The sequence below is a fragment of the Streptomyces geranii genome, assembly GCF_002954775.1.
In the GTDB taxonomy this organism is placed as follows: Bacteria; Actinomycetota; Actinomycetes; order Streptomycetales; family Streptomycetaceae; genus Streptomyces; species Streptomyces geranii.
Map to the genome: position 1 here is coordinate 13,723 of NZ_PJME01000008.1, position 26,188 is coordinate 39,910.

22 protein-coding genes, 2 tRNA genes and 2 pseudogenes are annotated in these 26,188 nt (G+C 69.3%); 11 read left to right on the forward strand and 15 right to left on the reverse strand.

What is annotated here, in order from left to right:
- The first annotated feature begins 83 nt into the window (after positions 1-83).
- Positions 84-338, forward strand: coding sequence for a cell division protein CrgA (gene crgA, locus CW359_RS13810; RefSeq protein ID WP_006383246.1), 255 nt, complete (start codon positions 84-86; stop codon positions 336-338).
- Between the two features lie 325 nt (positions 339-663).
- Here the strand turns inward: crgA and CW359_RS13815 are convergent, their stop codons facing one another.
- On the reverse strand, positions 664-1,560 hold the full coding sequence (locus CW359_RS13815; protein WP_105970220.1) for a rhomboid family intramembrane serine protease: 897 nt from the start codon (positions 1,558-1,560) through the stop codon (positions 664-666).
- A 151-nt stretch (positions 1,561-1,711) separates the two neighbouring features.
- A complete protein-coding gene (locus CW359_RS13820; protein ID WP_105970221.1) occupies positions 1,712-2,239 on the reverse strand; it encodes a peptidylprolyl isomerase in 528 nt (175 codons plus the stop codon).
- Positions 2,240-2,641: 402 nt separating this feature from the next.
- Here CW359_RS13820 and CW359_RS13825 point away from each other — a divergent pair, with 402 nt between their 5' ends.
- The 3 genes and pseudogenes from CW359_RS13825 to CW359_RS46400 all read left to right on the forward strand — a co-directional run.
- A complete protein-coding gene (locus CW359_RS13825; protein ID WP_105970222.1) occupies positions 2,642-3,346 on the forward strand; it encodes a DUF5324 family protein in 705 nt (234 codons plus the stop codon).
- Between the two features lie 157 nt (positions 3,347-3,503).
- Positions 3,504-3,710 (forward strand): annotated as a pseudogene (locus tag CW359_RS46395) (hypothetical protein); the annotation flags it as partial.
- A gap of 54 nt (positions 3,711-3,764) precedes the next feature.
- A pseudogene (locus tag CW359_RS46400) lies at positions 3,765-4,122 on the forward strand (MMPL family transporter); the annotation flags it as partial.
- Between the two features lie 22 nt (positions 4,123-4,144).
- Here the strand turns inward: CW359_RS46400 and CW359_RS13835 are convergent.
- Both CW359_RS13835 and CW359_RS13840 read right to left on the reverse strand, forming a co-directional pair.
- Positions 4,145-4,786, reverse strand: a complete 642-nt coding sequence (locus CW359_RS13835) for a GtrA domain-containing protein (RefSeq protein ID WP_232838390.1) — start codon at positions 4,784-4,786, stop codon at positions 4,145-4,147.
- A gap of 228 nt (positions 4,787-5,014) precedes the next feature.
- Positions 5,015-5,087 (reverse strand) — tRNA-Ala (locus CW359_RS13840).
- A gap of 191 nt (positions 5,088-5,278) precedes the next feature.
- On the opposite strand from CW359_RS13840, the gene CW359_RS13845 reads away from it, so the two are divergent.
- Positions 5,279-5,827, forward strand: a complete 549-nt coding sequence (locus CW359_RS13845; RefSeq protein WP_105970223.1) for a helix-turn-helix domain-containing protein — start codon at positions 5,279-5,281, stop codon at positions 5,825-5,827.
- A 266-nt stretch (positions 5,828-6,093) separates the two neighbouring features.
- Complete coding sequence (locus CW359_RS13850; RefSeq protein ID WP_105970224.1) at positions 6,094-8,040, forward strand: serine/threonine-protein kinase; 1,947 nt, start codon at positions 6,094-6,096, stop codon at positions 8,038-8,040.
- A 97-nt stretch (positions 8,041-8,137) separates the two neighbouring features.
- On the opposite strand, the gene CW359_RS13855 is transcribed toward CW359_RS13850, so the two are convergent.
- Both CW359_RS13855 and CW359_RS46405 read right to left on the reverse strand, forming a co-directional pair.
- Complete coding sequence (locus CW359_RS13855; RefSeq protein ID WP_332874974.1) at positions 8,138-9,496, reverse strand: hypothetical protein; 1,359 nt, start codon at positions 9,494-9,496, stop codon at positions 8,138-8,140.
- Positions 9,497-9,771: 275 nt separating this feature from the next.
- Positions 9,772-9,900 (reverse strand): DLW-39 family protein, encoded by a 129-nt coding sequence (locus CW359_RS46405; RefSeq protein WP_003999697.1) that lies wholly within the window; start codon positions 9,898-9,900, stop codon positions 9,772-9,774.
- Between the two features lie 317 nt (positions 9,901-10,217).
- Here CW359_RS46405 and CW359_RS13865 point away from each other — a divergent pair, with 317 nt between their 5' ends.
- On the forward strand, positions 10,218-10,556 hold the full coding sequence (locus CW359_RS13865; RefSeq protein ID WP_105970227.1) for a DUF6344 domain-containing protein: 339 nt from the start codon (positions 10,218-10,220) through the stop codon (positions 10,554-10,556).
- Positions 10,557-10,701: 145 nt separating this feature from the next.
- Here CW359_RS13865 and CW359_RS13870 read toward each other — a convergent pair.
- From CW359_RS13870 to dnaA, 9 genes are all read right to left on the reverse strand, one after another.
- Positions 10,702-10,775 (reverse strand) — tRNA-Ile (locus tag CW359_RS13870).
- A 122-nt stretch (positions 10,776-10,897) separates the two neighbouring features.
- Positions 10,898-11,827 (reverse strand): DUF3566 domain-containing protein, encoded by a 930-nt coding sequence (locus CW359_RS13875; protein WP_105970228.1) that lies wholly within the window; start codon positions 11,825-11,827, stop codon positions 10,898-10,900.
- 18 nt (positions 11,828-11,845) lie between these two features.
- Positions 11,846-14,440 (reverse strand): DNA gyrase subunit A, encoded by a 2,595-nt coding sequence (gene gyrA, locus CW359_RS13880; protein WP_105970229.1) that lies wholly within the window; start codon positions 14,438-14,440, stop codon positions 11,846-11,848.
- A gap of 45 nt (positions 14,441-14,485) precedes the next feature.
- Positions 14,486-16,555 carry a DNA topoisomerase (ATP-hydrolyzing) subunit B gene (gene gyrB / locus CW359_RS13885; protein ID WP_105970230.1) on the reverse strand — a complete coding sequence of 690 codons (2,070 nt, stop codon included), beginning with the start codon at positions 16,553-16,555 and terminating at the stop codon, positions 14,486-14,488.
- Between the two features lie 391 nt (positions 16,556-16,946).
- Entirely contained in the window at positions 16,947-17,507 is a 561-nt protein-coding gene (locus CW359_RS13890) for a DciA family protein (protein WP_105970231.1), read from the reverse strand.
- Positions 17,504-18,625 carry a DNA replication/repair protein RecF gene (gene recF, locus CW359_RS13895; RefSeq protein WP_105970232.1) on the reverse strand — a complete coding sequence of 374 codons (1,122 nt, stop codon included), beginning with the start codon at positions 18,623-18,625 and terminating at the stop codon, positions 17,504-17,506. The genes CW359_RS13890 and recF overlap by 4 nt, the downstream gene beginning before the upstream one ends.
- A gap of 53 nt (positions 18,626-18,678) precedes the next feature.
- Positions 18,679-19,554 carry a phosphogluconate dehydrogenase (NAD(+)-dependent, decarboxylating) gene (gene gnd / locus CW359_RS13900; RefSeq protein ID WP_105970233.1) on the reverse strand — a complete coding sequence of 292 codons (876 nt, stop codon included), beginning with the start codon at positions 19,552-19,554 and terminating at the stop codon, positions 18,679-18,681.
- 164 nt (positions 19,555-19,718) lie between these two features.
- Positions 19,719-20,849 (reverse strand): DNA polymerase III subunit beta, encoded by a 1,131-nt coding sequence (dnaN, locus tag CW359_RS13905; RefSeq protein WP_105970234.1) that lies wholly within the window; start codon positions 20,847-20,849, stop codon positions 19,719-19,721.
- An 880-nt stretch (positions 20,850-21,729) separates the two neighbouring features.
- Positions 21,730-23,616, reverse strand: coding sequence for a chromosomal replication initiator protein DnaA (dnaA, locus tag CW359_RS13915; protein WP_105970236.1), 1,887 nt, complete (start codon positions 23,614-23,616; stop codon positions 21,730-21,732).
- Between the two features lie 388 nt (positions 23,617-24,004).
- On the opposite strand from dnaA, the gene rpmH reads away from it, so the two are divergent.
- From rpmH to yidC, 4 genes are read left to right on the forward strand one after another with little or no spacing between them, the layout of a single operon-like run.
- A complete protein-coding gene (gene rpmH, locus CW359_RS13920; RefSeq protein WP_006381191.1) occupies positions 24,005-24,142 on the forward strand; it encodes a 50S ribosomal protein L34 in 138 nt (45 codons plus the stop codon).
- Between the two features lie 21 nt (positions 24,143-24,163).
- On the forward strand, positions 24,164-24,535 hold the full coding sequence (gene rnpA / locus CW359_RS13925) for a ribonuclease P protein component (RefSeq protein ID WP_105970237.1): 372 nt from the start codon (positions 24,164-24,166) through the stop codon (positions 24,533-24,535).
- Positions 24,532-24,885 (forward strand): membrane protein insertion efficiency factor YidD, encoded by a 354-nt coding sequence (yidD, locus tag CW359_RS13930; RefSeq protein WP_105970238.1) that lies wholly within the window; start codon positions 24,532-24,534, stop codon positions 24,883-24,885. The genes rnpA and yidD overlap by 4 nt, the downstream gene beginning before the upstream one ends.
- Before the next feature lie 3 nt (positions 24,886-24,888).
- Positions 24,889-26,175, forward strand: a complete 1,287-nt coding sequence (gene yidC / locus CW359_RS13935) for a membrane protein insertase YidC (protein WP_105970239.1) — start codon at positions 24,889-24,891, stop codon at positions 26,173-26,175.
- Positions 26,176-26,188: the final 13 nt, after the last annotated feature.

A 26,188-nucleotide genomic window follows, 5' to 3' on the forward strand; every position in this document is an offset into this window, starting at 1 on the left:
ACTAAGTGTCCCCTTGTACGCTGCCCCCGAGCCCGACCCAGTTACCTGCGCGGCCACGCAGCGCATCGACAGGAGAGACCCTCGTGCCGAAGTCACGTATCCGCAAGAAGGCCGACTACACGCCGCCGCCCGCCAAGCAGGCGACGGCCATCAAACTGAACAGCCGCGGCTGGGTCGCACCGGTCATGCTGGCGATGTTCCTCATCGGCCTGGCCTGGATCGTCCTCTTCTATGTGACCGACGGCACGCTGCCGATCGACTCACTGGACAACTGGAACATCGTGGTGGGCTTCGGCTTCATCGCCGCGGGGTTCGGCGTCTCCACGCAGTGGAAGTAGGGCCTCTCAGGGCTCTGCCCAGGGCTTTTCGCTGAGTTATCCACAGCCAGGGTCCAATTTCCACACCCCACCTGGGGAAAAGACGACGATCTGTGGATAACTCATCGAGGGTTGACGCCGGTACGACTGACACACCGGTAACCGTAAGCCTGTTCGCCCCCTGTCTGACCTGGGGAAACTCCGGTCGGTGACAGGGGGCACAGCTGTTCCCGCACACTGTGCACAGGTAGCGCCACGGACTGTGGACAACAGGCACCCAGTGACAGGAGTGACCTGTCGGGGCGCCTCGCCGGCGCCCCTTGCCGACGCTCCTTGCCGGGTCGCGCTAGAGCAGCTGGCCTGTGCGGATCAGTGTCATCACGAGCACCGCGACCAGGACCACCGCGCAGACGCCGTACTGGACCAGGGACCGGCGCTCGCGCGGGGCGTGGACCATGGCGTAGCCGATGACGACGCCGGCGACGAGGCCGCCGATGTGGGCCTGCCAGGCGATGTTGAGCGGGCCGAAGGTGAAGATGAGGTTGATCACCAGCAGGGCGAGGATCGGCCGCATGTCGTAGTTGAGGCGGCGCATCAGGACGGCGGTCGCGCCGAAGAGGCCGAAGATGGCGCCGGAGGCGCCGAGCGACGGCGTGGTCGGGGCCTCGATCAGATACGTCAGCGCGCTGCCGGCGAGGCCTGAGACGACGTACAGCGTGAGGTAGCGGGCGCGGCCGAGGGCGGCTTCCAGGGGGCCGCCGATCCACCACAGGCTGAGCATGTTGAAGAGGATGTGCATGATGCTGCCGTGCAGGAACATCGAGGTCAGCAGGCGGTACCACTGGCCCTCGGCGACACCCTGTGCCGAGTCGAACTGCTGGTAGTAGGCGCTGCCGATGAGTTCGAAGCGTTGGGTGAACTGGTCGCCGAGTGTCAGCTGGACCAGGTAGGCGGCGAGGTTGATGCCGATCAGGATCTTGGTGAGGAGCCTGGGGTCGGCTGTGACGGTGCCGCCCGCGATGGTGCGGGGGGTGGAGGCGTTCGGCGCGTGTCCGGTGCCCGAGCCGTTGCGCACGCACTCGGGGCACTGGAAGCCGACGGAGGCGTTGACCATGCACTCGGGGCAGATGGGGCGTTCGCAGCGGGTGCAGCGGATGCCTGTCTCGCGGTCCGGGTGGCGGTAGCAGGTGGGCAGGCTGGGGGCGTCCTGTGGGCCCTGCGGGCTGCCTGGCGCCTGGTCCATGGGATCCCCTAAGTCCTTAGGTCCGTCGTCGTACGGTTCGTCGTCGTATGCAATGCACCGCCCCGCCCATCCTTACGGATGAGCGGGGCGTTTGGTTCCCTGCCGGCTCCCTTCGGACGGAGCCGGTGGGAGGCGTTGCGGGGTGTGGGTCCTAGCGCTTCTCGACGACGACCGACTCGATGACCACGTCGCTGACGGGGCGGTCGGTGCGCGGGTTGGTCGCCGTGGTGGCGATGGCGTCGACGATCTTCTGGCTGGCCGCGTCGGTGATCTCACCGAAGATGGTGTGCTTGCGGGTCAGCCAGGCCGTCGGGGAGACGGTGATGAAGAACTGTGAGCCGTTGGTGGCCGGGCCGGCGTTGGCCATGGCCAGGAGGTACGGCTTGTCGAAGCGGAGGTCCGGGTGGAACTCGTCCTCGAACTGGTAGCCGGGGCCGCCGGTGCCGTTGCCGAGGGGGTCGCCGCCCTGGATCATGAATCCGCTGATCACCCGGTGGAAGACCGTGCCGTCGTAGAGCTTGTCCTTGGACTTCTCACCGGTCGTCGGGTTGGTCCACTCACGCTCACCGGTGGCGAGTTCGACGAAGTTCTGGACCGTCTTGGGCGCGTGGTTCGGCAGGAGCCGGACTTCGATGTCGCCGTGGTTGGTCTTCAGGGTGGCGTAAAGCTGCTCGGCCACGATCTGCCTTCCGTTGTCCTCTTGTGACTCCCAGATCCTTGCACGGTCCACGCCGTGCGTCGCCCGGCACCCTCCTCCGAGCGAAATTCGGGCGATTCCGCTTGCGCGTCGGGCGCTGCGGAGAAAACCGGTCGAGTGGGCGCCGAGTAGGCACAGGACGGGGGCGCGGGGCTGCGATCCGTGGCATTGTCGACGACAAGCTCTTGTTGCCCTGTATTCATCGCTATTGCATGTGATCGTCATCCGCTGCCACATGCGACCGGTTCGGTGCCGTCAGTCCCGCGTGATCGGCCGTCCATGACCCGGATGCCCGCCCTCGCATGCCCCGTGTCGTATTGCCGGGCATGATCCGTCAAAGGGTGGAGAGTCGAATAACCGTACGCCACCGAGGAGGAGGATCCTGTGACCCGCATCGAAAGCGTGCGTGCCGCAACCGGCTCGGCCAAGGACAGCGTCCTGCACGCAGCGGACGTGGTGGCGCCCTACGCCGACACGGCCAAGGACAGGGCCACGCAGTACGCACACGAGGCACGCGTACGGCTTGCGCCCAAGGTGTCCCAGGCCGCGGAACAGGCCCGTGTCCAGTACGGCGCGCATCTCGCGCCGCGCCTGGAGCAGGCCCGTACGCATGTGCCGCCGAAGGTCGACCATGCCGCCCACGAGGCCGCTGTCCGTACCGCCAGGGCCGCCCGGCAGGCCGCCGACTACACCGCGCCGCGGGTGGAGCGGGCGGTCGCGGCGGCCGGGCCCGTACGAGAGGAAGCCGCCGCGCGGGGTGCCGCGGCGCTGGCCGCGCTGCGCGGTCAGGTCACCCCGCAGGAGATCCGGAAGCTGACCCGCAGGCACGAGCGGCGGGCCCGGGCGGGCCGGCTCGTGAAGGGGCTGGCCGTGCTGGGGGTCCTGGCGGGCGGTGCGTTCGCCGCGTGGAAGTGGTGGGACAAGCAGGCCAACCCTGACTGGCTGGTCGAGCCGCCCGCCGCGACCGAGGTCCCGGAGACGGGCCGGTTGACGTCGGTGGACGGCACGGTTCCGTCGGTCCTGGACCCGGAGGTCGAGGCGAAGGAGGCCGAGTCGGAGGCGGCGGAGGGCGACGAGGGCCGTCGCTGACGGTTGAGGGCGCGGCGATGTTTCACGTGAAACAGTCCGGAGCTGTGTTTCACGTGAAACATCGCCGTCGGCCGTTCGACGGCGGGATCTTCTCGACGGGCGGGCAGAGGTCACCGCGTCCGACGAGCGGGCGGCGATCGACCGGCTGGCGGGCGAGGTGTCGGACAGGCCACAGGTCGCCGGTGTGGTGAACCCGTTCCGGACCGCCGACTCGCTGAGCCAGAGCGGGACGACGGCGTTCGCGACGGTCACCTACACGGTGATGGCGGACGAACTCATCGACGCGAGCAAGGCTGCGCTGAGGGCCGCCGTGGAGCGGGCCCGGGACGCCGGTCCGACCGTCGAGGTCGGGGGTACGGCGCTGGCGAGCCAGCCGTCGGCGGGCGGGGCGGGCGAGGTCATCGGTATCGCCATCGCGGCCGTGGTGGCCGGGTTCCGGTACAGCACGCAGGTGGTCGTGGCCGCCGCGCTGATCATGATCGCGGTGTTCTCCGGCTTCATCACCGCCGGTGAGTCGATGATCAAGAGGGTCGGCTTCGGTCTGGCCATCGCCGTGCTGTTTCGACGCGTTCGTCGTCCGGCCGGCCTTCGTACCTGCCGTGCTGGCGCTGGTCGGTGATCGGGTCAGCCGGCTCCCGGGGTGGCTGGACCGGCTGCTGCCGCATGTGGACGTGGAGGGCGAGAAGCGGGTCCAGCAGCATCCGCCGACGCGGGCGGCGGAGTCCGGCGGCCCGGCCACGGGCGACAGCGCCGACTCGACGTCGACGCTGGTGTGAGGCCCGGCCCGGTGTCGCCTCGTCAGGAGACGGCCAGCCGGGTGCGTGCGCCGAGGCTGCCGAGGCCGGTCATGGCCGGGGCGCGCAGCACCCTGCGGAGGGCCGGCGCGGCCACCGCGACCGGGGCAGCGGCCGGGACCGGGGCCGTGACCGGCACCGGGATCTCCACCGGCACCAGGACCGGGGCCTGAGCCGGAGCCGGAGCCGAGGCCGTGCTCTTGTTCCGGCCGACGGCGAAGACGAAGACCCGGAGGACCAGGAAGCGGCCTATGCCGGCGAGGCCGGAGGCGCTGAGGTAGACGATCTGCTCGGTCAGCATGCCCGGCGAGGACTGGACCAGGTGCAGGACGAACATCGCGACGCAGGTGACGACGTAGGCGGCGGTGGCCGAGCCGGCCGACTGCCAGTGCTGGCGCCAGCCGGCGCGCTTGCCGGCGCCGAAGGTGAAGCGGGCGTGGAGTTCGGTGCACAGGATGGTCGAGGCGACCGTGATCAGCGCGTTGGCCAGCGCCCAGGGCATCGCTGCGGCGAGCAGTGCGACGGCGCCGCTGGAGAGGAGGCCGACGCCACCGCCGCACAGCACGAACCGGGCGAAGGAGGCGAACGGCCCGGGAGCAGCAGCGGCGCCGGTGGTGCTGGGCTTCGACGAGAGCTGCGACTTCACGGCGGTTTCCTTCCGGCGGGGTGGCTGTGGACCTCTGTGGATCACGGGGATCAACTGGGTTCAACGATGCCGTCGCGCGCTCTGGGAAACGATGACGTGTACTCCCGAACCGATGGTGTAGCTGGCCCCACCATCGGGGTACCGCTGAGCCCACCCGCCGAGGTGCGCAGCGTCCGCGAAAAATGCCCCCTGAACTGCGTTTCCGCAGTTCAGGGGGCATTTCGGGGGTGGAGCCTAGGGGAGTCGAACCCCTGACATCTGCCATGCAAAGACAGCGCTCTACCAACTGAGCTAAGGCCCCGAAGGAAGGCGTCCGCCCAGAACTACCCGGAACAACCAGGTCCTGGTGGGTGCCGACGACCAGAGTACCGGGTCATCCCCCGTATCTCGCAAAAGGATTGGGGGTCCCCGTGAACGACCACTCTCCGTAAGATGCTCGACGTGGTTCGCTACAGCGAACCGCGGTATTTGGGGAAGCGATGGGGAGACGCAATGGATGCCGCACAGCAGGAAGCAACCGCAAGAGCGCGGGAGCTTCAGCGGAACTGGTACGGGGAGCCGCTGGGGGCGCTCTTCCGTAAGCTCATCGACGATCTTGGTCTCAACCAGGCTCGCCTCGCGGGGGTACTGGGGCTGTCCGCGCCGATGCTGTCACAGCTGATGAGCGGCCAGCGGGCCAAGATCGGCAATCCGGCGGTGGTGCAGCGCGTTCAGTTGCTGCAGGATCTGGCCGGTCAGGTCGCGGACGGCAGCGTCAGCGCGGCCGAGGCGACCGAGCGGATGGACGAGATCAAGAAGTCGCAGGGGGGTTCGGTGCTCAGCAACACCACGCAGTCCACGACGAGTTCGGGGGCGCCCACGGTCAAGCGGGTGGTCCGCGAGATCCAGTCGCTGCTGCGCTCGGTGGCCGCCGCGGGGGACATCATCGACGCGGCGGACACTCTCGCCCCGAGCCACCCGGAACTGGCAGAGTTCCTCCGGGTGTACGGCGCGGGCCGCACCTCCGACGCCGTGACGCACTACCAGTCCCACCAGAACTGAGCCGCCGGCCCGGCCGCCGACCGGGGGTTCGGCGGCCGGGCTCCGGCTCAGGAGCGGCAACGGCGGGGCGGGCGTTCAGGGGACGGGCGTACCGAGGACGGACAGGCAGGAAGACGGACGCGGAAGTTGGGCGGGGAAACAGGTATGGAGACAGGTTCTGGGCGGGCGGGGTGACAGCGGGCTCCGGCGCCGGGTAGAAGGGGCCGTACCACCCGCCGGTCCGCAGCCGACCGAGCGGGGATCCGAAGGGGGATCGACGCAGAGCCATGGGTGAGGTCTTCGCCGGCCGGTACGAACTGGCCGACCCGATCGGGCGTGGGGGAGTCGGCGCCGTCTGGCGTGCCTGGGACCACCGTCGCCGCCGGTATGTGGCCGCCAAGGTGCTCCAGCAGAGCGACGCCCACTCGCTGCTGCGCTTCGTGCGCGAACAGGCGCTGCGGATCGACCACCCGCATGTGCTCGCCCCGGCCAGCTGGGCCGCCGACGACGACAAGGTCCTGTTCACGATGGACCTGGTCGCGGGCGGCTCGCTCGTCCATCTGATCGCGGACTACGGCCCGCTGCCGCCCGCGTTCGTCTGCACCCTCCTCGACCAGCTCCTGTCGGGCCTCGCCGCCGTGCACGCGGAGGGCGTCGTCCACCGTGACATCAAGCCCGCCAACGTGCTCCTCGAAGCGACCGGCACGGGCCGCCCGCGGCTGCGGCTGTCCGACTTCGGCATCTCGATGCGGCTGGGCGAGCCCCGGCTGACGGAGACCGACTACGTGGTGGGCACGCCGGGTTACTTCGCGCCCGAGCAAATGCTGGGCGCGGACCCGGACTTCCCCTCCGACCTGTTCGCCGTCGGCCTGGTCGCGCTCTATCTCCTGGAGGGCGCCAAGCCGGACTCCAAGGCCCTCATCGAGTACTTCGCGGAGCACGGCACGCCCAGTGCCCCGCAGGGCATACCCGAGCCGCTCTGGCAGGTCGTGGCCACGCTGCTGCAACCGGACCCGCAGGCACGCTTCCGCACCGCCACGGGCGCCCGCAAGGCCCTCGGCCAGGCCGCCGAGCTACTGCCCGAGCCGGGCCCCGACGACGAGTTGATCGAGATCTTCGACCAACTCGGCCCGCTCCCAAGGGGTTTCGCCCCGGCGGGCCCCCTCAAGCCGTCCCCGGGCGTGACCGCGAACGGCGCGCGTACGGGAGCGGCGGCGGGCGGCAACACAGCGGGCGGGCAGGCGACGGGCACCGGGCACGGCGGCGAGTACGGCGACGCGGACTCGGACGGCCCGCACACCGGCCCGGGGGCGGCCCGCCCGTACGACCCGTACCGCGAACCGCACCCGGACGGCACACCCACCGGCCCGGCGACGGGCGGCACGCACACGGGCCCGGGGCTCAGACCACCCCGGGGCCCGATCCCGGCCCACGTCCCCCTGCAGACACCGGCGCCGGGCACACTCCCCTCGCTGCCCGGACCGGGTACCGGCGGCATACCGGCCATGCCGGCCAGGCCTGCCGAGGACCCCACGCCCACCGGCTCCGGTCCCGGCCACCCCTGGCCGCCCGCCGCCTCCGGCGCCACCCCGGCGTGGCCCGGCAGCGACCCCGTACCACCGTCCCGGCCACCGGCCCCGAACGGCACCGAGGCTCCCGGCGGACCCCACCAGGCCCACCCCGCCCAGCTCACGCACCCCGCGCACCTTGGCCACCCCGGTCACCTCGCGCAGCGCAACGGCGTCCCTCCCCACCCGGACGTCACCCCACCGCGCCCCGCTCACCCACCTTCCACAGCGCCCTCGGGCTCCTCGCCCACGCCGCCGGCCCCCATCCCCCCGCAGCCCTCCGCGCGGCCACCCCAGCCGTCCACCATGTCGGACACGGGCAGCTTCCACCTGCCCCCGCCGCAGCCGACGGCCTCCGCCACTCCCCCCTCGGCGGCGGCCCACGTACACCCGCACTTCGACACCCCGCACGCGCACGGGGCCACCACCCGGACCCAGACCGCGACGGTTCCCCCCGCTCCGACGCCGCGTCAGGACACGTACGCCTCCACCCCTTCGTACGTCGACCCGCTCCCGCAAGTTCCCGACACGCCGCAGGCCGTTCCGCAGCGCCGTGGCCGACGTCGTCAGCGTCGTCCCGGGCCGCCCGCGAAGGTGGCGATACCGGTGCTTTTCCTGGCGCTGACCTGCTACGCGGTCGGTTTCTGGGCCCTGTTCCGCATCTGAGAACGCGGAACCGCAGGGTCACGGGACCGCAGGCCGTACGACCACGGCCGCACACACCGGCGCGATCACCCGATCGCCCGGCTAGACGAGTGCGCGACTACGCGCGACCTGCCCGCCGCCGGGCGACCAGCGTCCACAGCCCGAGCCCCAGCACCAGCGCGCTCCCCGCCCCGATGCCGCTCGCCGCGACCACTCGCATCACGGCGTCACCGCCCCCGTCGCCGTCGCCGCTCGCCGCGGTGCTCTCGTCGGCTCCGGTGTCGCCCGTCACGCCGCCCGACGTCCACCCCTCGGCCGCTTCCCGGTCCGCCTCCGTGACCGCGAAGGTGCCCCGGGGCACGGACTGGCCCACATACGCGGGCGCGTCCTGCACGGTGCCGCTCACCTGCACGCGCAGGGTCAGTCCGTACGGTCCCGCGCCGAATCGTTCCGTCATCTCGTCTCCGAGATGGACGACGAGGTAGTACGAGCCGGCGAACCGCATCCCGCGCATCCGGTCGCCGGTGCCGAAGCGGTTGGCGTACTCGACCGGGGGCAGCGGGTCGAGGGCGGCGGAGGCCTGGTCGCCGTCGTAGCTGAGGCCCTCGTCGTCGACGTACCCGCGCGCGGGGTTGTAGAGCGACATGACGAGCGCGTTGCCGAGGAACTCGCCGTCGCCGGTGGAGCTGCCCAGTTCGACCACGGCGTGCAGTTGCTGCCCCCAGTCGACCGGGACCCGGTAGAACAGCGTCCGGCCGGGCGTGATCTCGTCCCGCCAGACTCCCTGCCCCACCGCGGTGGCCGTGGCGAAGCCGGGGCCGCCCGCGCGCGTGACGGCGTCTCCGGCGAGGGGGTCGGGCGTGGCGGAGTCCCAGGCGCCGGGGGACTCGGGCGCGGTCGTGGCGCCCTCGCCGACGAGGCCGGGCTCCGACACGTAGGTCAGTTCCAGGTCCCAGTCGTCCGCGGAGGAGCCCGCGGAGTCGATGCGGTCGACGACGACGTAGTACGTGCCCGCGCTGCGGCAGGCCGTCGTCGCGCCGTCGGTCGTGCGCGAGGCCCAGGCGGCGACCGGATGCGGGCTGCGGGAGGCCCCGAAGCGGGTGCTGTCGTAGGAGCAGGACCGGGCGTCGGCGTCCTGCACGGACACCTTGACGCCGTCGGAGGAGGACACGGTCGTGCCCTGGCGAGGGACGGCGGTGGCGGAGACGTACGCGTTCGAGGTGGCGTCGAGGTCGAGGCGGTAGTAGAGCCTGCCGTTGACCGGGAGGGTGCTCCGGTAGGTTCCGCCGGCCTCCAGCCGTACGGCGTCGGTGGTGCTCTCGGCGCCTTCGACGGCCTGCGCGTCCGCGGCGAAGCCGTAGGCGTACGGATCCGGCGCGGCGACCGCCGCGGAGCCGGCCCCCGGCCCCGTGCCCGCTGCCGCCAGCGCGCACAGCACCGCCGTCACGACCGCGCCCCGTACCGTGCGCCGCCCCATCACGCGCCCCCCTAGTCCCGTTCGCCGCCCGAACGTCCGCCGGGCCCGTCCCTGCCCGGGCACCGTTTCTGCCCGGGCCGTCGCTCATCCTGCCCCGCCGTCCGCCCCACCACCCACGCAATTCGCACGACTGCCCGAAACGGCTGCCCTAAGGAGGCTTGAATTTGCCCAAGCAACCATTTCATTAACGACGGCGAACTGTCCGTCAGCTCCGGAGAACACAAAACCCCGACCGCGTCGGCGGCCGGGGTCTGTTCACAGACTGCTGTCGATACTCAGGAACCCGTGGGCACGGAGTCGGTCGCCTCCGTCCACAGGTCCTGCTCGGCGCGATCCGCCTGGATCTGGCGGTACACGAGGAGCCCGCCGATGGCGGCCAGTGCGACCAGGAGAAGCTTCTTCACCGTGCGACCTCGTCTTTCCTTGACGTAGGGGACCTCTGGCGCCCGACTATACCCTCCGGCCGAGACCGATCGGTTACCTACGCGGGCCGCCAACTCCCGCCCGGCGCACCGCAGTAGAAGCGGACGAGACCGCTCCGATCGGAAGGTGATCACACCTCCACGCACGGTGACCATTTGCGGACATTGCCCCCCTTGCGTCCATCCGAGTGGTGTTCATCAGAAGATCGACGCGCCACGGTCGCAGGTCCACCACTTCCGGTCCGCCATACACATCATGAGGAAAGTACGCAAATCGCCCAACCCGAAAGTGAGGGGCCATGGCCCAGAACAAGGTCTTGAAGCTGTGGACCGCCGTCGTCACCGCCTTCCTGGCGCTGTGCACGACGCTCGGCCTGATCACGACGACCGCCACCGCGGCCGTAGCCGACAGCCACCCGGCCCGCAACTGCGCCACCGCACCCGCGGCGCCTCTCGCGACAGCCGCCTGGGACTGGTCCTACGCCCGCTCCCTGCCCCCCACGATGAAGCAGCGCATCCGGGCCGAGGCCCACGGCTCCTCCCCGAGCTGCCGCCACCACTCGCCCGCGGACACGGAGGCGGACACGGAGCAGGAGACCGCCACGGACGCGGAGACGGCGCCCCAGCCCCTCTCCTGACCGGTCCGGCACGATCCCGCACCCGAACCTGCCCCTCCCCATGTAGCGGCGAACTTGCGTACGAAGCCACACGGAAGCACCAGGAGACAGGCACCAGGACAAACGAAAGACCCCCAACCATGACTGGCTGGAGGTCTTCTGACTGTGGGGCTAACAGGATTTGAACCTGTGGCCTCATCCTTATCAGGGATGCGCTCTAACCAACTGAGCTATAGCCCCGCCGCGCTCTGCGGTGTATGTCCCGCGCGCTGACCTCTGAAGATTAGCGCACGACGCGGCCAGTCCCAAAATCGATAGCCGAGCCAGGTTTGAGGCCGTACTTCAGCCGCTCGCTCGACCGGTCACTCGTCCTCGGCGAGCGTCAGCTCGATGCCGCCGACGAAGCCCGCGGAGAGGTTGTAGATGAACGCGCCGAGGGTCGCCAGCGCCGTCGCGAGGACGACGTCGATGACCGCGATGACCGACGTGAACAGCACGACGTTCCGCAGCGACAGGAAGGACTGGAGGTCGAAGCCGTTCGACTCGTTCGAGCCCGTCGCCTCCGAGATCGTGCCGCCGACCGTCGAGAAGACGCCCATCGCGTCCATGACCATCCACAGGACGACCGCCGCGACGATCGTGCAGATGCCCAGCGCGATCGACAGCAGGAAGCTGACCTTCATCACCGACCACGGGTCGGCCTTCGCCACGCGCAGCCGTGCCTTGCGCGTACGCGGCAGCGTGCGCGCCCCCGTGCGCGGCAGCCGTACGGCCCCCGCCGCCTGATTGCCCGCCGGAGCCTGGACCGGGGCCGCCGGAGCGGCCGGCGGATAGGCCTGCGGCGGGTGGTAGGGCCCCGCGGGCTGGTGCTGCTGACGCTCACCGGGCAGCGGCGAACCCTGCTGCAGGCCCTGCTGCTGCGAACCCTGCTGCTGGGGCGGCGCGGCGGCGCGCTGTGCGGCCGGCTCCGCCACCGGCAGGGCAGCGGGGGCGCCCTGGCCCGCCGGGCCCGCGCCGGCCCCGTACTGCTGGGTCTGCGGACCTCTGGCGTCCGTCACGGTTCCCCCCTGGGATCCCTGGGATCCATGTGTGTCGGGCGAGCGCTTGCCCGTCGTACGGGGCTTGATGGCCTGCAGGTTGGTCGTGTGCGGATCTGTCGCACTGTGTGCGTCCCGCGCACCCTGCCCATCGGTCGCACGCGCGGCGGAGCCACGACCGCCGCCGTCTTTGTCCGTACCGGTCGAGGGACCGGACGAACTGCCGGACGAACCGGCGCCCGTGGCTCCGCTCACGATGACTCACTCCTCGCGCTACTCCGACGAGGACTGATCGCCCTCGTCCGTGCCGGTGGTCGCGGCACCCTCGGCCGGCTCGTCGACGGCGTCCTCGCCGTCGACCTCCTCGGCCTCGCGTCCCGCCTCGGCGTTACGTGCGATGCCGACGACGGCATCGCGCTTGCCCAGGTTGATCAGTTGGACGCCCATGGTGTCACGGCCCGTCTCCCTGACCTCATTGACTCGCGTACGAATAACACCGCCGGAGAGCGTGATGGCGAGGATCTCGTCGGTCTCCTCGACCACCAGCGCACCGACGAGAGAACCGCGGTCCTCGACGATCTTGGCGGCCTTGATACCGAGGCCGCCGCGACCCTGGACGCGGTACTCGTCGACGTTGGTCCGCTTCGCGTACCCGCCGTCTGTGGCAGTGAACACGAACGTACCGGGTCGAACAACATTCATCGAGAGCAGCTGGTCTCCCTCACGGAAGCTCATGCCCTTGACACCCGAGGTGGCGCGGCCCATCGGACGCAGTGCGTCGTCCGTCGCCGTGAACCTGATCGACTGTGCCTTCCTGCTGATCAGAAGTAGATCATCTTCTGACGAGACGAGTTCGGCTCCGATCAGTTCGTCGTCGGAACCGTCCTCCGTCTCCCGGAGGTTGATCGCGATGACACCACCGGAACGCGGCGAATCGTAATCCTTCAGAGGCGTCTTCTTCACCAGACCGCCCTTGGTGGCCAGGATCAGGTAGGGCGCCACCTCGTAGGTGCGGATCGCGAGGATCTGCGCGATCGACTCGTCCGGCTGGAAGGCCAACAGGTTGGCGACGTGCTGTCCACGCGCGTCACGTCCGGCGTCCGGCAGTTCGTACGCCTTCGCGCGGTAGACGCGGCCCTTGTTGGTGAAGAACAGCAGCCAATGGTGGGTCGTCGACACGAAGAAGTGGTCGACGATGTCGTCTTCCTTGAGCTTCGTACCGCGGACACCCTTTCCGCCGCGCTTCTGCGAGCGGTAGTCCTCGGTCTTGGTGCGCTTGACGTAGCCGCCGCGCGAGATCGTGACGACGATGTCCTCTTCGGCGATCAGGTCCTCGATGGACATGTCACCGTCGAACGGCACCAGCTTGGAGCGCCGGTCGTCGCCGAACTTCTCGACGATCGCGGCGAGTTCCTCGCTGATGATGCCGCGCTGACGCACCGGCGAGGCCAGGATCTCGTTGTACTCGCGGATCTTCGCCTGCAGCTCGTCGTGCTCGGAGACGATCTTCTGCCGCTCCAGGGCCGCCAGCCGGCGCAGCTGCATCTCCAGGATCGCGTTGGCCTGGATGTCGTCGATCTCCAGGAGGCCCATCAGGCCCTCCCGCGCGATCTCGACGGTGTCGCTGCGCCGGATCAGCGCGATGACCTCGTCGATGGCGTCCAGGGCCTTCAGGAGGCCGCGCAGGATGTGCGCGCGCTCCTCGGCCTTGCGCAGCCTGAAGCGCGTACGCCGGACGATGACCTCGATCTGGTGCGTCACCCAGTGCCGGATGAACGCGTCCAGGGACAGGGTCCGCGGTACGCCGTCCACCAGCGCCAGCATGTTCGCGCCGAAGTTGGTCTGCAGGTCGGTGTGCTTGTACAGGTTGTTCAGGACGACCTTGGCGACCGCGTCCCGCTTCAGGACGATGACCAGGCGCTGGCCCGTACGGGACGACGTCTCGTCGCGGACGTCCGCGATGCCGCCGATCTTGCCGTCCTTCACCAGGTCGGCAATCTTCTGCGCGAGGTTGTCCGGGTTGACCTGGTAGGGGAGTTCGGTGACCACCAGGCACTGGCGGTTCTGGATCTCCTCGACGTCGACGACCGCGCGCATCGTGATCGAGCCGCGGCCGGTGCGGTACGCCTCCTCGATGCCCTTGCGGCCCACCACCAGGGCGCCGCTCGGGAAGTCGGGGCCCTTGATGCGCTCGATCAGGGCGTCGAGCAGCTCCTCGTGGGAGGCCTCGGGGTTCTCCAGGTACCACTGGGCACCGGCCGCGACCTCGCGGAGGTTGTGCGGCGGGATGTTCGTCGCCATGCCGACCGCGATACCCGCCGAGCCGTTGATCAGCAGGTTCGGGAAGCGGGCCGGCAGAACCGTCGGCTCCTGGTTGCGGCCGTCGTAGTTGTCCGTGAAGTCGACGGTGTCCTCGTCGATGTCCCGGACCATCTCCATGGACAGCGGCTTCAGCTTGCACTCGGTGTACCGCATGGCGGCGGCCGGGTCGTTGCCGGGAGAGCCGAAGTTGCCGTTGGAGTCCACCAGCGGCATCCGCATCGACCACGGCTGCGCGAGACGGACCAGCGCGTCGTAGATCGAGGAGTCGCCGTGCGGGTGGTAGGTGCCCATGACGTCACCGACGACACGGGCGCACTTGTAGAAGCCCTTCTCGGGCCGGTAGCCGCCGTCGTACATCGCGTACAGGACGCGGCGGTGGACGGGCTTGAGACCGTCCCGGACGTCGGGCAGCGCGCGCGACACGATGACGGACATCGCGTAGTCGAGATACGAGCGCTGCATCTCCGTCTCGAGCCCGACGGGCTCGACGCGCAGAGTGATCTCGCCGCCTTCTTCAGGCGTGCTCGGGGTGTTTTCGTCGGCCATTGCTGGTGAAGATCCTTCCTGGTGCGGTCAGCGGAGAAGACCGACTCAGATGTCGAGGAAGCGGACGTCCTTGGCGTTGCGCTGGATGAACGCGCGGCGTGCCTCGACGTCCTCGCCCATCAGGACCGAGAACAGGTCGTCGGCCTGCGCGGCGTCGTCGAGCGTGACCTGGCCGAGGACCCGGTGCTCCTGGTCCATCGTCGTGATGCGCAGCTCCTCGGCGTTCATCTCGCCGAGGCCCTTGAAGCGCTGGATCGAGTCCTCGCGGACCCGCTTTCCGGCCTGCCGGCCCAGCTCGATCAGGGCGTCGCGCTCACGGTCCGAGTACGCGTACTCGAAGTCGTCCCGGCCCCACTTGATCTTGTACAGCGGCGGCCTGGACAGGAACACGTGTCCGGCCTCGACCAGCGGGCGCATGAAGCGGAACAGGAATGTCAGCAGCAGGGTGTTGATGTGCTGGCCGTCGACGTCGGCGTCCGCCATGAGGATGATCTTGTGATAGCGCAGCCGCGCGATGTCGAAGTCCTCGTGGACACCCGTACCGAACGCCGAGATCAGCGCCTGGATCTCCTGGTTCTGCAGGATCTTGTCGATCCGCGCCTTCTCCACGTTCAGGATCTTGCCGCGGATCGGGAGGATCGCCTGGTACTGCGGGTTGCGGCCCGACTTGGCCGAACCGCCGGCGGAGTCACCCTCGACGATGAAGATCTCGCACTTGGTCGGGTCGTTCGACTGGCAGTCGGACAGCTTGCCCGGCAGCGACGCCGTCTCCAGCAGACCCTTGCGACGCGTCAGGTCACGGGCCTTGCGGGCCGCCACGCGCGCGGTGGCCGCCTGGATGCCCTTGCGGATGATGTCCGAGGCCTCGACCGGGTTGCGGTCCAGCCAGTCGTTGAGGTGCTCGTAGACCGCCTTCTGGACGAAGGTCTTCGCCTCCGTGTTGCCCAGCTTGGTCTTCGTCTGGCCCTCGAACTGCGGTTCGGCCAGCTTGACCGAGATGATCGCGGTCAGACCCTCGCGGATGTCGTCGCCCGTGAGGTTGTCGTCCTTCTCGCGGAGCAGCTTCTTGTCGCGCGCGTACTTGTTGATCAGCGAGGTCAGCGCCGCCCGGAAGCCCTCCTCGTGCGTACCGCCCTCGTGCGTGTGGATGATGTTGGCGAAGGAGTACACACCCTCGCTGTAACCGGTGTTCCACTGCATCGCGACCTCGAGGGACAGGCTCTTGTCCTTGTCCTCCGCCTCCAGGTCGATGATGGTCGCGTGGACCACGTCCCCCTTGCGGGAGTTGAGGTGCTTCACGAAGTCGACGATGCCGCCCTCGTAGTGGTACGAGACGGTCCTGACCTCTTCCTTCGCGTCGGCACCCGCCTCGTCCGCACCGGTCGTGGCCTTCGCCACCTCGCGCTCGTCGGTGAGGTTGATCGTCAACCCCTTGTTGAGGAACGCCATCTCCTGGAAGCGCCGCGACAGCGTCTCGAAGGAGTACTCGGTGGTCTCGAAGATGTCGCCGTCGGCCCAGAAGGTGACCGACGTGCCGTGCTCCTGCGTCGCCTCGTGCTGGGCCAGCGGGGCCGTCGGGACGCCCAGCTTGTAGTCCTGCGTCCAGCGGTAGCCGTCCGTCTTCACCTCGACGGCGACCCTGCTGGACAGGGCGTTCACGACGGAGACGCCGACGCCGTGCAGACCGCCGGAGACCGCGTAGCCGCCGCCGCCGAACTTGCCGCCCGCGTGCAGCACGGTCAGCACGACCTCGACGGCCGGTTTGCCCTCGGACGGGACGATGCCCACCGGGATGCCACGGCCGTTGTCGATGACGCGCACGCCGCCGTCGGCCAGGATCGTCACGTCGATGGTGTCCGCGTGCCCGGCCAGCGCCTCGTCGACCGAGTTGTCGACGACCTCCTGCACCAGGTGGTGCAGACCGCGCTCACCGGTCGAACCGATGTACATGCCGGGTCGCTTGCGGACCGCGTCCAGACCCTCGAGGACGGTGATGGCGTTGGCGTCGTACGCCGTGGCTGAGGCCTCGGGCGTGGTGGCCGGGGCCTCGGTGGACGGGATGTTCTCGTTGGGGTTGCCGGAATCGGCCACGAAGCGCCCTTTCTGGCACAGCACAAGCCGAACTCCTGGGGATCCCCCCTGTTGGGGAGGGTGGCCGGAGCGGCTGCGGCATGTTGCGTTGGTAAGCCTTGGTCAGCGGTGGGACACCATTTCCCGGTGATCCCCTCCAATGGGGCGGGATTAGCTCCCAGTCTACCGGTAGCGCCGACAGTGATGGGGGTTTGCCGGTACCTGAGTCCGCATGTGCCGCCCTCAACCGGTCTCTCCCGAGTCCCCATATGCGGAGCGGGGCTCCAAGAGGCTTGGAGAGGCACTCAGCGCTTCCGGGTGTCAACCCATGGCTACCGGGGAGTCACCTAGGAATTCGCAAACGCGCGTACCACCGTCCGCACGCCCCCGACCTGCCCCTCGTGTGACACACCTCACCCGTGGTGAGTGTCGGGGCTCACCCGTAGGTGTCACCCGGACCCGTGCTCCCGGGGGCCCGCAACGGGCCGAAACGCCGGGCCGGGCCGTTCGGCCCCAGCACCTTGAGCAGCCGCACCCGGCCGTGCCCGAGATCCTCGTTCAACCGTGCGACGAGCTGCGGCGCGAGCAGCCGCACATTCGTCGCCCACGCCGTCGAGTCGCAGCGCACCGTCAGCACCCGCTCGTCCTCGTCGTACGACTCCGGCTCGCAGTGGTTGGCCAGATCCGCGCCCACGATCTGCGGCCAGCGCCCCATCACCCCGCCCACCGCGGCCGGCGCGTCCCACCCGCGCTCCGTCACCAGGCGGTTGATCGCCGCGCCCAGCGCCATGGGGTCCCGCCGGTCCCGCCCCGAACCGGACCGCAGACCGCCCCCGCGACGCGACTGCTTCTTCTGCTGGGCCGCGTCCCCACGCGCGCGTGCCGCCTCTTTCGCCGCCCGCAACGCCACCCGCGCCAGATCCACCCCGGACGGCTCCGGGGTCGGCCTGGGGGCTTCCTCGGGGTTCCCCCCGGACAAGGGCTCCTGGGTGCTCACGCGCGCTCCACCACCCCGTCGGCCACCGCATACCGCGTGCCGGCCAGCACATGCGGTACGTCGTCGTCGACCGCGGCCGTCACCAGCACCTGCTCGCCGGGCGCCACCAGCTCCGCCAGCCGCTCCCGGCGCCGCGTGTCCAGTTCCGCGAACACGTCGTCGAGCACCAGCACCGGCTCGTTCCCCTCGGCCCGCAGCAGGTCGTACGAGGCCAGCCGCAGCGCCAGCGCGTACGACCACGACTCCCCGTGCGACGCGTACCCCTTGGCGGGCAGCGAGCCGAGCTTGAGGTGGACGTCGTCGCGATGCGGCCCCACGAGCGTGACGCCACGCTCGATCTCCTGCTTGCGCACCTCCGCCAGGGCCCCCATCAGCTGCTCGTACAGCTCCTCGCGCGCGTGCGCCTCACCCGGCGCCGACGGCTTGTACTCCAGGGCGAGCGGACCGCCGCCGGGCGCCAGTTGCTCGTACGCCTTGTCGGCCAGCGGCTGGAGCGCGGCGATCAGGTCGAGCCGCTGGGCCAGCAACTCGGCCCCCACGCGAGCGAGATGCTGGTCCCACACGTCGAGCGTCGACAGGTCCATCGTCCGCCCGCCGTGCCGCCGCGCCAGCGCCGCCGACTTCAGGAGCGTGTTGCGCTGCTTGAGGACCCGGTCGTAGTCGGAGCGCACACCCGCCATCCGCGGGGAGCGCAGGGTGACCAGCTCGTCGAGGAACCGCCGCCGCTCACCCGGATCGCCCTTCACCAGCGCGAGATCCTCCGGCGCGAACAGCACGGTCCGTACGATCCCCAGCACGTCCCGGGGTCTGACCTGCGACGACCTGTTGATGCGGGCGCGGTTGGCGCGGCCGGGGTTGAGTTCCAGCTCGACCAGCTGCTGCCGCTCGCCCTGTCTGACCTGGGCCCTGATGATCGCCCGGTCGGCGCCCATGCGGACCAGGGGCGCGTCCGAGGAGACCCGGTGGCTGCCCAGGGTGGCGAGGTAGCCGACCGCCTCGACGAGGTTGGTCTTGCCCTGGCCGTTGGGGCCCACGAACGCGGTGACGCCCGGTTCGAGCGGGACCTCGACCCGGGCGTACGAGCGGAAGTCGGCCAGCGACAGATGCGTGACGTGCATGGTCGTTCGCCGACCTCCCCCGCGCTTGTGGACCGTTTACCGGGCCCTGTGGATTACTTCGCCTCGACCGCGTGGCCGCCGAACTGGTTGCGCAGCGCCGCGATCATCTTCATCTGCGGGGAGTCGTCCTGCCGGGACGCGAACCGCGCGAACAGCGACGCGGTGATCGCGGGCAGCGGGACGGAGTGGTCGATCGCCGCCTCCACCGTCCAGCGGCCCTCCCCGGAGTCCGCCGCGAACCCGCGCAGCCGGTCCAGGTGCTCGTCCTCGGCAAGGGCGTTGACCGCGAGATCGAGCAGCCAGGAACGGATGACGGTGCCCTCCTGCCAGGACCGGAAGACCTCCCGTACGTCCGTGACGGAGTCGACCTTCTCCAGCAGCTCCCAGCCCTCGGCGTACGCCTGCATCATGGCGTACTCGATGCCGTTGTGGACCATCTTGGAGAAGTGCCCGGCGCCCACCTTGCCCGCGTGCACCGCCCCGAAGTCCCCCTTGGGCTTGAGGGCGTCGAAGACGGGCTCCACCTTGGCGATGTGCTCGGCGTCGCCGCCGTACATCAGCGCGTAGCCGTTCTCCAGGCCCCAGACGCCCCCGGAGACCCCGCAGTCGACGAAGCCGATGCCCTTGGCCGCCAGCTCCTCGGCATGCCGCTCGTCGTCCGTCCAGCGGGAGTTGCCGCCGTCCACGACCACGTCACCGGGTTCGAGCAGCTCGGCCAGCTCGTCGACCGTGGACTGCGTCGGGGCGCCGGCCGGGACCATCACCCACACCACGCGCGGGGCGCTGAGCCCGTCCACAAGCTCCTGGAGGCTGTGGACATCGGCGACGTCCGGGTTGCGGTCGTATCCGACGACGGTGTGGCCCGCGCGGCGGATCCGCTCGCGCATGTTGCCGCCCATCTTGCCGAGGCCGACGAGACCGAGCTCCATCAGTTGTTCCTTAGGTTGCGACGTGGCATGAGGGCACTCCTGTTGCTCGTACCCACGTCCGAGCCTAAACCCGGACGCTCACGCACATCTGTGGGCATACGCGCTCAAACGCATGCCCACACCTGCGGCGTTCCGCCTCGGAGGCGATCAGCCGCTCAGAAGGGTCAGCCGCTGAGGCGGACCGGCATGATCAGGTACTTGTACGCCTCGTCCGCCTCGGCGTCCACGGCCGGCTTGCCGCTGAGCAGCGCGGGCTTCGTGGACGTCGTGAAGGAGAGCTGGGCGACCGGGGAGTCGATCGCGCTCAGGCCGTCCAGCAGGAACGTCGGGTTGAAGGCGATCGACACGTCGTCACCCTCCAGCTGGGCGTCGACCCGCTCCACAGCCTGTGCGTCGTCGCTGGAACCGGCCTCCAGGATGAGCACGCCCTGCTCGAAGCTGAGCCGCACCGGGGTGTTCCGCTCGGCCACCAGGGCCACACGCTTGACGGCCTCCACGAAGGGGGCGGTCTCGATCACGGCGATGGAGTTGAACTCCGTCGGGAACAGCGAGCGGTACTTCGGGAGGTCGCCCTCCAGGAGACGCGTCGTCGTACGGCGGCCCGCGCCCTCGAAGCCGATGAGGCCCTCGCCCGCGCCCGAGCCGGACAGCGCCAGGATCACGCTGTCGCCGCTCGTGAGGGCCTTGGCGGTGTCCAGGAGCGTCTTGGCGGGCACCAGGGCCACCGCGGACGCCTCCGGGTCCTCCGGCTTCCACAGGAACTCCCGGACCGCGAAGCGGTAGCGGTCAGTGGACGCCAGCGTCACCCGGTCGCCCTCGATCTCGATGCGCACACCGGTGAGGACGGGCAGCGTGTCGTCACGGCCCGCCGCGATGGCCACCTGGGCGGCGGCGGAGGCGAAGACCTCACCGGGGACCGTGCCGGTCGCGGTGGGCATCTGCGGCAGCGCCGGGTACTCCTCCACAGGCAGTGTGTGCAGCGTGAAGCGGGAGGAGCCGCACACCACCGTCGCCCGGACACCGTCCATGGAGATCTCCACCGGACGGTTGGGCAGGGCGCGGCAGATGTCGGCGAGCAGGCGGCCGGACACCAGGACCGTGCCCTCCTCCTCGACCTCGGCCTCGACCGAGACCCGCGCCGAGACCTCGTAGTCGAAGCTCGACAGGCTCAGCTGGCCTTCCTCGGCCTTCAGCAGCAGCCCGGCGAGGACAGGGGCCGGCGGACGGGCCGGGAGGCTGCGCGCCGCCCAGGCAACTGCCTCCGCGAGTACGTCGCGTTCCACCCGGATCTTCACTGTTGCCGCCTCCTGCTGTTGCCGGCGCTTCTCGGCCTGCCTGGCTTCGTCGTCTGTCTCGGTGTCGTCGGTCCCCGTGGTGGGAAGGACACCGGGAACAGTCTGACGCACGGCACTGACAGTAGGTGCCCGTCGGGGTCAAGTCGTGACGAGGGGCAGCCGGGCTCCCGACAGCGAGTTGTGCACAGGACCCACTTCGAAACGGATTCTCAGCTCTCTCTAGTTGTCAGTAGTAGTAGGGGCTGTGGATACCGTGGATAACCCCGTTTGCGCAGCTCAGGCGCCAAATTTTGTCCACTGACCCTGTGGGTGGAGGCGGTGGATAACTCACCCTCTCTGTGGAGAACAGAAAGTTCTGCACACACCGTGCACAGGCAGGGGTGAGTTCTCCCCAGATCCGTCCCCAGCTTTACCCACGTTTCCCACAGCCCAACCCGGCAACTTCGTGTGACGCCTTTCACTCGACCCGGCGAGGAGGCGCGTCGTGTTGCCGAACAGTGGACAGGGGTGTGGAGAAGCCGCCGATCGCTGGGGACAACCGGCCGCAGCCTGTGGGCCGCCGGTGGACAACTCCGTGCACAGCCTGTGGATCAATTTTTTGTCCACAGCCTGTGGAGATCTTTTGTCCACTGTTCCACAGCCACTTGACCTGCTCTGATGGTCTATCACCAGCCTGGCCTGTGGACACAGTCTGGACAACTTCGCGGTCCCCAGGGTGTGGACGCGAGAAAGTCACCAAATCTGTGGAGGGTGGCCGTAACCCGGCCCGCATTCGAACAGCGGGTTGCGGCCCGGCAACGGCCGCCGGGGCCCGGAAACGCCGAAGGGCGCCCCGGGAAGTCGTCCCGGAGCGCCCTCGGTGCCGTGAACTCGGCTGCTGTCAGCCGTTCTTGATGCGGTTGGTCAGCTCGGTGACCTGGTTGTAGATGGAGCGGCGTTCGGCCATCAGCGCGCGGATCTTGCGGTCGGCGTGCATGACGGTCGTGTGGTCGCGTCCGCCGAACTGGGCCCCGATCTTCGGCAGGGACAGGTCCGTCAGCTCGCGGCACAGGTACATGGCGATCTGGCGGGCGGTGACCAGCTGGCGGCCCCGTGAGCTGCCGCAGAGGTCCTCGACGGTGAGGCCGAAGTAGTCGGCGGTCGCCGCCATGATGGCCGGCGCGGTGATCTCGGGGGTCGAGTCCTCGCCGCCGGGGATCAGGTCCTTGAGGACGATCTCGGTGAGACCGAGGTCCACCGGCTGCCGGTTGAGCGACGCGAACGCCGTCACCCGGATCAGCGCCCCCTCCAGCTCGCGGATGTTGCGCGAGATGCGGGAGGCGATGAACTCCAGTACCTCCGGCGGGGCGTTGAGCTGCTCCTGCACCGCCTTCTTGCGGAGGATCGCGATCCGCGTCTCCAGCTCGGGCGGCTGTACGTCGGTGATCAGACCCCACTCGAAACGGTTCCGCAGCCGGTCCTCCAGGGTGACCAGCTGCTTGGGCGGCCGGTCGGAGGAGAGGACGATCTGCTTGTTCGCGTTGTGGAGCGTGTTGAAGGTGTGGAAGAACTCCTCCTGCGTCGACTCCTTGTCCGCGAGGAACTGGATGTCGTCGACGAGCAGGATGTCCATCTCGCGGTAGCGCTTGCGGAAGCTGTCGCCCTTGCCGTCGCGGATGGAGTTGATGAACTCGTTGGTGAACTCCTCCGAGCTGACGTACCGCACGCGCGTGCCGGGATAGAGGCTCCGCGCGTAGTGCCCGATCGCGTGCAGCAGGTGGGTCTTGCCGAGCCCCGACTCCCCATAGATGAAAAGAGGGTTGTACGCCTTCGCGGGTGCCTCGGCGACGGCGACGGCCGCGGCGTGGGCGAAACGGTTGGACGCGCCGATGACGAAGGTGTCGAACAGGTATTTGGGGTTGAGGCGTGCGGTCGGCTCGCCCGGACCCGGTGCCGGTGACTGCCGCGAGGCCGACGAGCCGGGGGCACCGCCGCCGGGGCGCCCGGAGCCGCCCGGTCCGCCGCGGTGCGCGTGGCCGCCGCCCGACGGGGAGTCCGTCAGGTCGCGGCGGCCGTCGCGACCCTCGTACTCCGCGCGCTGCTGCTCGTAGCCGTTGCGCTGCTGGCCGTACTCGGACTGCTGCTGCTCGTATTCGGGGCGCTGCTGTTCGTACGGTGAGCGCTCGCGCGGCGGCTGCGGGCGGTAGTCGGAGGAGGGCGACGCGTACGGGTCGCGGTCGGGGAAGCCGAGCCGGGGCTGCTGCCAGCCGTAGTCGTCCTGGGTGGTCCGGGGCCAGGCGCCGGGTTCGGGGCGCTGGTACTCGGACGGGTAGGCGGGGCGGGCGGTGGGCAGCGGGTCCGCGTGGGAGGGCTGCTGGCCGTCGCGCCCGCGGTCGTGGTCTTCGGCGCGGTGGCGGCCGTAGCCCTGGTAGGGGTCGCGGGCCGGGGGCAGCTCGGGCTCGTCGTAGCGCGACTGCGGCGGGGCCGGGGGTGCGGGCGGGGAGGGTTCGCCGACGGAGTCGTCGACGGTGATCGCGATGCGGATCGGCCGGCCGCACTCACGGCTCAGTGTCTCGCTGACGATCGGGGCGAGGCGGCCTTCGAGCACGCCCTTCGCGAATTCGTTCGGTACGGCGAGCAGTGCGGTGTCCGCGACCAGGGCCAGCGGCTGGCAGCGGCGGATCCAGCGCTCGTCCTTCACCTCGACGCCCTGTCCGCGGCCCTCACCGAGGAGATGTTCGAGCACTCGTGGCCACACTGCGGCAAGATCGGCAGGTACGTCAGCCACAGGGGCACGCTCTCTCACGGGTCCCACGAACGTGTGGTTCTGGGACGTATCGGGATGTACATCGGGTGTGACGGGCGAATGGGAGTCCGGCCAAGGTAGTCAGGGCGACGGGTGCGGTTCAAGTTGTTGTCCCCAGGCTGTGGATAGTGTCTCGCCCAGGGCGCTGGTTTGACCGGATGGCGTAGCCCCGCGTACCGTAACCAGGTCGAGTTGTCGATGGCTGCTGCCGCCTGCCTCCGATGGGCATAGATCATCAACAGGTGCTCCCACCAGGGCATCTTCCAGTGATCGGGAGCGGTGCACTCGGGCGTAAGCGAGCTACTCGTGGGCGCACGGTGACAGCCAAGACGGCACCCCGGTACCTACCGATTCTTTCTGGAGCCCCCGAGTGAGCAAGCGCACCTTCCAGCCGAACAACCGTCGCCGCGCGAAGACCCACGGCTTCCGCCTGCGGATGCGTACCCGTGCCGGTCGCGCGATTCTCGCGAACCGCCGTGGCAAGGGTCGCGCCAGCCTGTCGGCCTGATCCTGATCAGGTTGTGACGTCGTGCTGCCTACCGAGCATCGGCTGAGGCGGCGCGAGGACTTCGCGACCGCGGTACGACGGGGTCGCCGGGCCGGCCGCCCGCTCCTCGTCGTCCATCTTCGTAGCGGTATCACAGACCCGCACGCGCCTGGGGAGAGCGCTCCCCCGACGCGTGCGGGTTTCGTCGTCAGCAAGGCAGTGGGCGGTGCGGTCGTCCGCAACAAGGTGAAGCGCAGGCTTCGCCACCTGATGCGGGACAGAGTCGCCGAGCTGCCCCCCGGTAGCCTGGTAGTCGTACGAGCGTTGCCCGGTGCGGGCGATGCCGACCATGCACAGTTGGCCCGAGACCTGGACGCCGCTCTGCAGCGGCTGCTGGGAGGGGGCGCGCGATGAAGTACCCGCTGCTGGCTCTGATCAAGCTGTACCAGTGGACGATCAGTCCGCTGCTCGGGCCGGTCTGCAAGTACTACCCGTCGTGCTCCCACTACGGCCATACGGCCATCGACCGGCACGGCGCGGTCAAGGGAACGGCACTCACGGCCTGGCGCATCCTGCGGTGCAACCCGTGGTCGCTCGGCGGTGTGGACCATGTCCCGCCGCGCAAGCGTCCGCGGTGGCACGAAATGCTGCGCAACGCCTGGCATGCACGCAAGGGCGGGACCTCCGCCGCCGGCGCGGCCATCGAGGGGCAGAATCCTTCGAGTCCGGCCGCCGAGACCCCGTCCCATGTCCAAGGAGCATGATTAGTGGACACGATCGCCAGCATTTTCAGCTTCATCACGACACCCGTTTCCTGGGTCATCGTCCAGTTCCACAAGGTCTACGGCGCGATCTTCGGCGACGACACCGGTTGGGCCTGGGGCTTGTCCATCGTGTCCCTGGTGATCCTGATCCGCATCTGCCTGATCCCGCTCTTCGTGAAGCAGATCAAGGCGACCCGGGCCATGCAGACACTGCAGCCCGAGATGAAGAAGATCCAGGAGCGCTACAAGAACGACAAGCAGCGCCAGTCCGAAGAGATGATGAAGCTGTACAAGGAGACGGGCACCAACCCGCTCTCCTCGTGCCTGCCCATCCTGGCGCAGTCGCCGTTCTTCTTCGCGCTGTACCACGTGCTCAACAGCATCGCGAACAACGACACCATCGGTGTCATCAACCAGAGCCTGCTGGAGAGCGCGCAGAAGGCGCACATCGTCGGTGCTCCGCTGGCCGCGAAGTTCACGGACAGCGCGGCTGACGTCACGGCGCTCGACGCCTCGCTGACCACGGTCCGCATCGTCACCGCGGTCATGATCGTCCTGATGTCGGCGTCGCAGTTCTACACGCAGCGCCAGCTGATGACGAAGAACGTCGACACCACGGTGAAGACGCCGTTCATGCAGCAGCAGAAGATGCTGATGTACGTCTTCCCGATCATGTTCGCCGTCTTCGGCATCAACTTCCCGGTCGGTGTCCTCGTCTACTGGCTGACCACCAACCTGTGGACCATGGGCCAGCAGATGTTCGTCATCCGCAACAACCCGACCCCGGGCAGCAAGGCGCAGGCCGCCTACCTGGAGCGCCTGCACAAGCACGTCACGCAGCACGGCAAGACCCGCAGCCGCGGTGAGCGCGCCATCGTGAAGGCCATCGTCTCCAAGGGCCGTGACCGCAACGAGTTCGAGCGCAAGTTCATCAACGGCCTCAACAAGGCGGGTCTGGCGGCCCAGGCCGACGGCACGGTGACGAAGGGCGTGAACCCGGAGGTCACCGAGACCGAGGACGGTACGCCCGCCACCGGCGCCGCCAAGCGCCAGCAGCCCAAGCGCCAGAGCAAGTCCCAGCGTCAGTCGGGCGGCCCCAAGCCCGCGGGCGGTGCCGATCCGGACACCCCCACGACGTCGCTGGTCAAGTCCGACCAGCCCGAGGACGCCAAGCCGGCCGGAGGAGCCGCCAAGCAGGCCGCCTCCAAGCCCGGTGCCGGTACCCGCAGCAAGGCCCAGTCCGGACAGCGCAAGGGTCCGCAGCGCCCCAAGTCCCCGTCCAAGAAGTAAGAAGGAGTCCATC